The organism is Andreprevotia chitinilytica DSM 18519 (assembly GCF_000711875.1).
Taxonomy (GTDB): Bacteria; Pseudomonadota; Gammaproteobacteria; order Burkholderiales; family Chitinibacteraceae; genus Andreprevotia; species Andreprevotia chitinilytica.
In genome coordinates this window covers 119,391-125,395 of the sequence record NZ_JONM01000012.1, presented here as the reverse complement: position 1 = coordinate 125,395, position 6,005 = coordinate 119,391, and the positions used below count along the sequence as shown (strand labels likewise).

At 56.7% G+C, this 6,005-nt stretch carries 2 protein-coding genes; both read left to right on the top strand.

All coding sequences use genetic code 11. The features are described 5' to 3' along the window. Positions 1-407 (top strand): hypothetical protein (locus BR41_RS24705; protein WP_211251775.1); only part of this gene is annotated, 407 nt, incomplete at its 5' end. Positions 408-437: 30 nt separating this feature from the next. Further along, positions 438-6,005: an RHS repeat-associated core domain-containing protein gene (locus BR41_RS15710; RefSeq protein WP_035058713.1), complete on the top strand. Its 5,568-nt coding sequence runs from the start codon at positions 438-440 to the stop codon at positions 6,003-6,005.

Sequence of the window (6,005 nt, the reverse complement as noted above, 5' to 3'; positions counted from 1 at the left end):
CATTCCAACTCAGCACGCCCGCAGCAGGCACAGCGCAAGTGGATGGAGCCGCGACGTCGATCAACATGGCCCGTAACGGCCAGGCGGCACAGCTTGCCTTCAGCGGCACAGCCGGTCAGCAGCTCAACCTCACAGTTTCGGGTTCCGGGACGCCCAGCTCGTTCAACTTGAACGGGACATTGCCGCTGACGATCAAGAACCCGGACGGTTCGGTGTTGGTGAGTACGACGGCAACAGCAAGTTGCTTAACGACGACGAATACATACGGCACTTACACGAACTGCTCGCTCTCCGGCAACGTCAACCTGCCGGTCTTGCCGGCCAGTGGCACCTATACGGTGCTGCTGCAACAGCCGAGTACAGGTGGTACTGGTGCGGTTTCGTTCCAACTCCGTACGAAAACTTAGCTAAGTCCCCCGCTCAGCACCTCAATTTCGATGACCGAAACAAAAATCACCTTGGCTCGCACGATGCAAAACACGCTGTTCAATATCAAAAAAAACCTTCTCGCCTCGATTCTTTTGCTGTGCACCAGCGTGCCCGTCCTGGCTACCGAGCACACCACGCTGGGCAATGGTGACGTGCTGATCAGCGGCGGTGATACATCCGCATCAACCACGCTGCAGCTCCAACTCTACGGGCAAACTCAAAGTCAGCAGCTTGCATATCGATTGCCTGCTGCCCGCTTTGCGCATACCGCAACCGTTCTACCCGACGGCAAAGTCTGGATTCATGGCGGTGTTGGCAGTGAAGGCAAGCTGATTCGCCAGGACTTGGTTATTGATATCGTCAGGAGCGCCGTCACCAATTCGGCGCCCAATTCGTTGCTGGCAAGACAAGGCCATACGGCGACTTTGCTGTCGAATGGACAGGTACTCATCGCGGGTGGCGTGGATGCGCTAGGGCAGTTGCTTAAAGCCATTGAGTTGTGGAATCCGCTCACTGGTGCGGTAACGGTTGTTGCTTCCGACGCCAATCCACGGCGCGGTGGTACGGCGCAATTACTTGCGGATGGCAGTGTGTTGTTGTTTGGTGGCACGACTGCTGGCCAGACGAGTGTTGCAGAGCGGTTTGACCCGGCATCCGGGAAGTTGGCCAGCGTGGCTCAGCCGCAATCGGTATTGCAGGCGCAGCAGCAAGCCAAGAGCGGCATCGTCTTCTCTGATCCGGCGCAGAGTGCTACCGGTGTGACGACGACGCCTCGTATTGCACTTCGCTTTTCCAGGCCGTTCGACAGCGCCACGATCAATCTTAAGACCGTGACTTTGTGGGGTGTTGACGGCGTTATTCCGCTTGAGGTGAATGCGGTAGAAAGCGGGATGCTGGCATTCATTACGCCGCAGCGGCAGCTGTTGCCGGGGCAGACCTATACGCTGTTCTTGAGCCGTGTCGCGGATAAAAACGGTGAAGCGCTGGATCTGTTTACCCTGCCGTTTACAACCGCGGCGCTCAATGGTTCCATTACCCAATCCAGCCAGGATAGTGCTACTTCGCCCACAGCAACATCGAGCAATTCCGCCACTGTCACGTCATCCACCGCCGCGAAAACGGTCGGCTTCGATGACGATGATGAAATTTGGGTGCCATCTCAAAGCAATTGGCATGGTGCCTGGCGCAGCGGGCGAATTGTTAGCGCCGATATTCAACACAAACGCCTAGCTATTTTGTCGGCGCTTGCGCAGGGCCGTTTTGGCAGCGCCAAGCTGACTGCCCAACAGTCATCGGCTGGGGCTACGCTTGCCAGCACCAGCATTTCCGGCCATCTGGTTAAATTGAACGGCATGCCGCTGAGCGGTGCCAGCGTGAGTTTGGGAGCGGTGTCTACCCAAACGGATGCCGATGGACGTTTTGTGCTGTCCGGCGTGCCGGCCGGCATTCAGGAAGTCGTGATCGATGGCACTAAGGCGGGGCCGGTAGCCGGCCGTTACGGCCAATTCGTGCTGATCGAAAATCTTGTGGCAGGTCGCCAGAACGAGCTGAAGCATCTGGTCTGGATGCCCAAGGTCGATCAAGGCCAGATGGTTGATATCCCGTCGCCGACGACAAAAGAAGTCGTGCTGACGCATCCGGCCATGCCGGGCCTGGAAGTTCATATCCCCAAGGGCATGGTGATCAAGGATCGCCAAGGCAAGATCGTGACCCGCATTGGTCTGACGCCTATGGCGCTGGATACTGCTCCGTTTGAAACCCCGGCCAACTTCCCGGTGTATTTCACGCTGCAGCCCGGTGGCGCAACGATCATGCCGGTCAACGCTGGCGGGGCGACCGGTGCGACGGTCATTTACCCGAACTACACCGCGCTGAAGCCGGGTGAGAAAGTCGATTTCTGGAACTACAGCAGCGCTCGTGGTGGTTGGCACGTGTACGGCCAAGGTTCGGTTACGCCAGATGCCAAGCAGATTGTTCCGGCGAGTGGTGTCGTGCTGAATCAGACGATGGGTTATGGTTTTTATTCATCGGGGCCGCCGCAGCCCGGCCCGAAAGACCCGCCCAATTGCCCAGCAAAAGGCGGTGATCCGGTAACGTGTAATGATGGTGCGTTCACCCATCAGCGGCTGGATATGGCCGTTAAAGACGTCATGCCGCTGACGGTGGCGCGTGCATATAACAGCCAATTAGCGCAGAAGATTGATCGTGTATTGCCATTTGGCGCGGGCATGAGTTTTGTCTACGGCATGCGTGTCAATATTCCGAGCAACCAAACCAAAATTGTCTATCTGGAAACCGGGAACGGTTCTGTTTACAGCTTCAATAGCAGCACCACTGATACGATGTCGTCTACCTATGTGCATACGGCCACTGGCGGGGCGCTTTACGGCGCAACCATTGTGCACAAGTATCCCGACGATATTTGGGTTCTTTCCGTACGTGGTGGCTCGAAACTGATTTTCTCGGCGCACGGCGCCAATGGGGTGCCGAAAGACGGCTTGGCTTCCATCAGCGATAAATTCGGCAATACCATCCAGTTCAATTACTCCGGCGGCGCATTAAGCCAGATTCAGAGCCCATCCGGCCGCACGATTACGTTTAAAGCCGATAGTTTCATGCGCATCAAATCGGCGACGGATCAACTGAATCGAACCGTTACTTACGACTACGAGCCGGATAGCAATTACTCGGGCCACCCCGAATTGGTGCGTCTGACCAAGGTTACCTATCCGGATTCGACGACCGAGCAATACGTTTACGACGCCAATACCGCGATCCGTGGTATTCAAAAGGTCATCGACCGCCGTGGTTATACGATGGTCGTCAACCAGTACGATACGGCTACCAATCTGCGTGTCACCCAGCAAACGCTGGCGGATGGTGCGGTGGTCAATTTCAATTACGTAACCGACAGCACCACCGGGAAAATCACGGAAACGGATATCACCAGCCCGCGTGCTTTCAACGGCACTGCGGATGCCGGTAGTTTCCGCCGCGTATTCACGTTTGATACCTGGGGCCGAACCGTTACGGATACACGTGGCGACGGCAGCAGCAGCCCGCAAAAGATTCAGTACGATTACAACCAAACGACCGGTTTTCTGGACGATATCGTCGATGCGCTTGGGCGCAAGACGGTCTATCAGTACGACATGCAGGGCAATGTCACGCAGATTACGGTGAATGCCAATTCCGGCTCGCCCGTCACCACGAACGTCGAATATGACTCACGCGGCAGTGGCAACCTGATCTTTGCCGGCCTGCCGACCAAGGTCTGGACTTTCCCTTTCCAACAGCTGGCCGTCACGCTCAACTATGACGATAACGCTCAGCTGCAAAGTGTCCAGGACCCGCAGGGCAAGACCACCACGTTCGGCTATTCGGACCAAGGGTTGCTGCTGACTGTTACCAATCCGAACAACAAGGTCACTACATACCAATACGACGCGACGGATTTGGCCTCGATCACCGATGCCAATAACGTTGCAGTGAATATCGCGACAGACTTGCTCGGCCGTGTTGCCAGCATGCGGGATGGCCAGGGAAACGCCACGCGCTATGCCTACGACAACAACGATTACCCGGCGCAGATTACCGATGCCTATAACCGCGTCACTTCAGTGCAATACGACGCGCTGGGCGACCTGCTCAGCGTAACCGACCCCAAGCAGCACACGCTGCAATGGGCCTATGACAGCCGCCAGCGCCTGCAAACGCGGACAGACCGTTTCAATTTCACCGACACCTTCAGCTACGACACGCACGGCAACGTGCGCCTGTTCAAGGATCGCCTCAACCGGACGAGTACGGCGACCTACGATGAGCTGGATCGCATCGCTACGGTGCAGTACCCGGATGCGCAGCTCGGCCTTGTGTATGTGCCGCAAACCAACCTGCTGAAAACGCTGACCGAAACGCGTAACGGCACTACCTATGGCACTTATAGCTACGCTTGGGATGCCCTTGACCGGCTGCAATCGGAAACAACCTCGCAAGGCAGCGTGAGCTATGGCTATGACAATCTCGGCCGCCGCACCAGCCTGGCGGTTAAGAGTGCAGGGCAGGCCGACCGTAATATCGGCTACGGCTATGACACAACTGGTCGGTTGCAGAGCATTACCGAAGGAACCGGTTCGCCAACGGTGCAATACGGCTATGACAACGCGAACCGTTTGCAGACGGTTACGCTTGGCAACGGCTTGGTCATCAACTACGGCTGGAACGACAACGGTTCGCTGGCCTCCATCGGTTACAACAACGCCGCTGGCGGCCAACTCGGCAATCTCGCCTATGGCTACGATGCTGTTGGCGGGCGTAACACGGTGGCAGGCAGCTGGGCGCGGCAGCTCATGCCCACCGCGTTCACCAACGCCCAATACGATGCCGCTGACCGGTTGATGAGCGTAAACAGCCAGCCAGTCGGTTACGACGGCGTTGGCCATCTCACCAGTTACAACGGCAACACCTATGTGTGGGATAGCCGCAACCGGCTGACCCAAGTCCAGAACAGCAGCAGTGTGGTCGTTGCCAGTTATGACTACGACCCGTTCGGCCGCCGCACCAGCAAGACGCTTGGCGGTGCCACCACCGGCTATCTCTACGACGGCAGCAATACCGTCAGTGAATTAGCCGGCAGCAACACTGCACAAGTTCTGCCGGGTGCCGGGATCGACAACTGGCTCACCCGTACCGATAGCCAAGGCCGACGCTGGCTGTTGCCGGATGGGTTAGGCAGTACCCTGGCCTTGGCCGACGATGGTGGCGCAATCCGCACCAATTACACCTACGAGGCGTACGGAGAAGTCCAAACCAGCGGCGATAGCAGCGCCAATCCATATCAGTACACCGGCCGGGAAAATGACGGCAACGGCTTGTATTTCTACCGTGCCCGTTACTACTCGCCAACGCTCAAGCGCTTCTTGAGCGAAGACCCGATGGATGTTTATGGGGGTGGGGCGAATTTGCATGCATATGTTGGTGGCCAGCCAACCATGTATCGCGATCCGAGTGGGAATTGCCCGTGGTGCGTTGGTGCTGTTTTGGGTGGGGGCATTGATCTTGCGTTTCAACTTTGGCAAAACGGCGGGCGCTTTAGTTGCGTTGATTGGTGGTCAGTTGCTGGCGCGGCGGCGATGGGGGCTGTGGGGGGCTTTGCTACAGAGTTTGCCGAGGCATCTGCAGCTGCGAGAGGAACCGGCGCCTTTTGGGAGGGAGCTGAAGGTGGTACCGGTTTGGGCAAGTTGGCAGGCCGCACTGTTAACGTGTCTGAAAAAGGTGTGGCAAAAGTTGAGCAGCATCTTTCTCAATTCGGAGACTATCAGCCGAATGCTGATATGGTTAGCCGCTTGCGAAATGCACTATCTGCAGGGGAGTCTGTTACAGGGGCCGATGCGTCGTTTTATACACATGAACTGGCCGAGGCTACAAAGATGGGGCGAGGTATGTCATATGAAGCCGCTCACGCTGCATCTTTGGAAAAGTATGGTGTAGATAAATTTAGTGTTTATCACCCGGACGTAATTCTTGCGAATCCTGGCGAATTTGCCAGTGGCTGGTACAAATTCTGGGGAATGTAA

Excerpts from the sequence above, each read along its gene's own strand:
- BR41_RS15710 (WP_035058713.1), top strand. The coding sequence starts at position 438 with ATGACCGAAACAAAAATCACCTTGGCTCGCACGATGCAAAACACGCTG.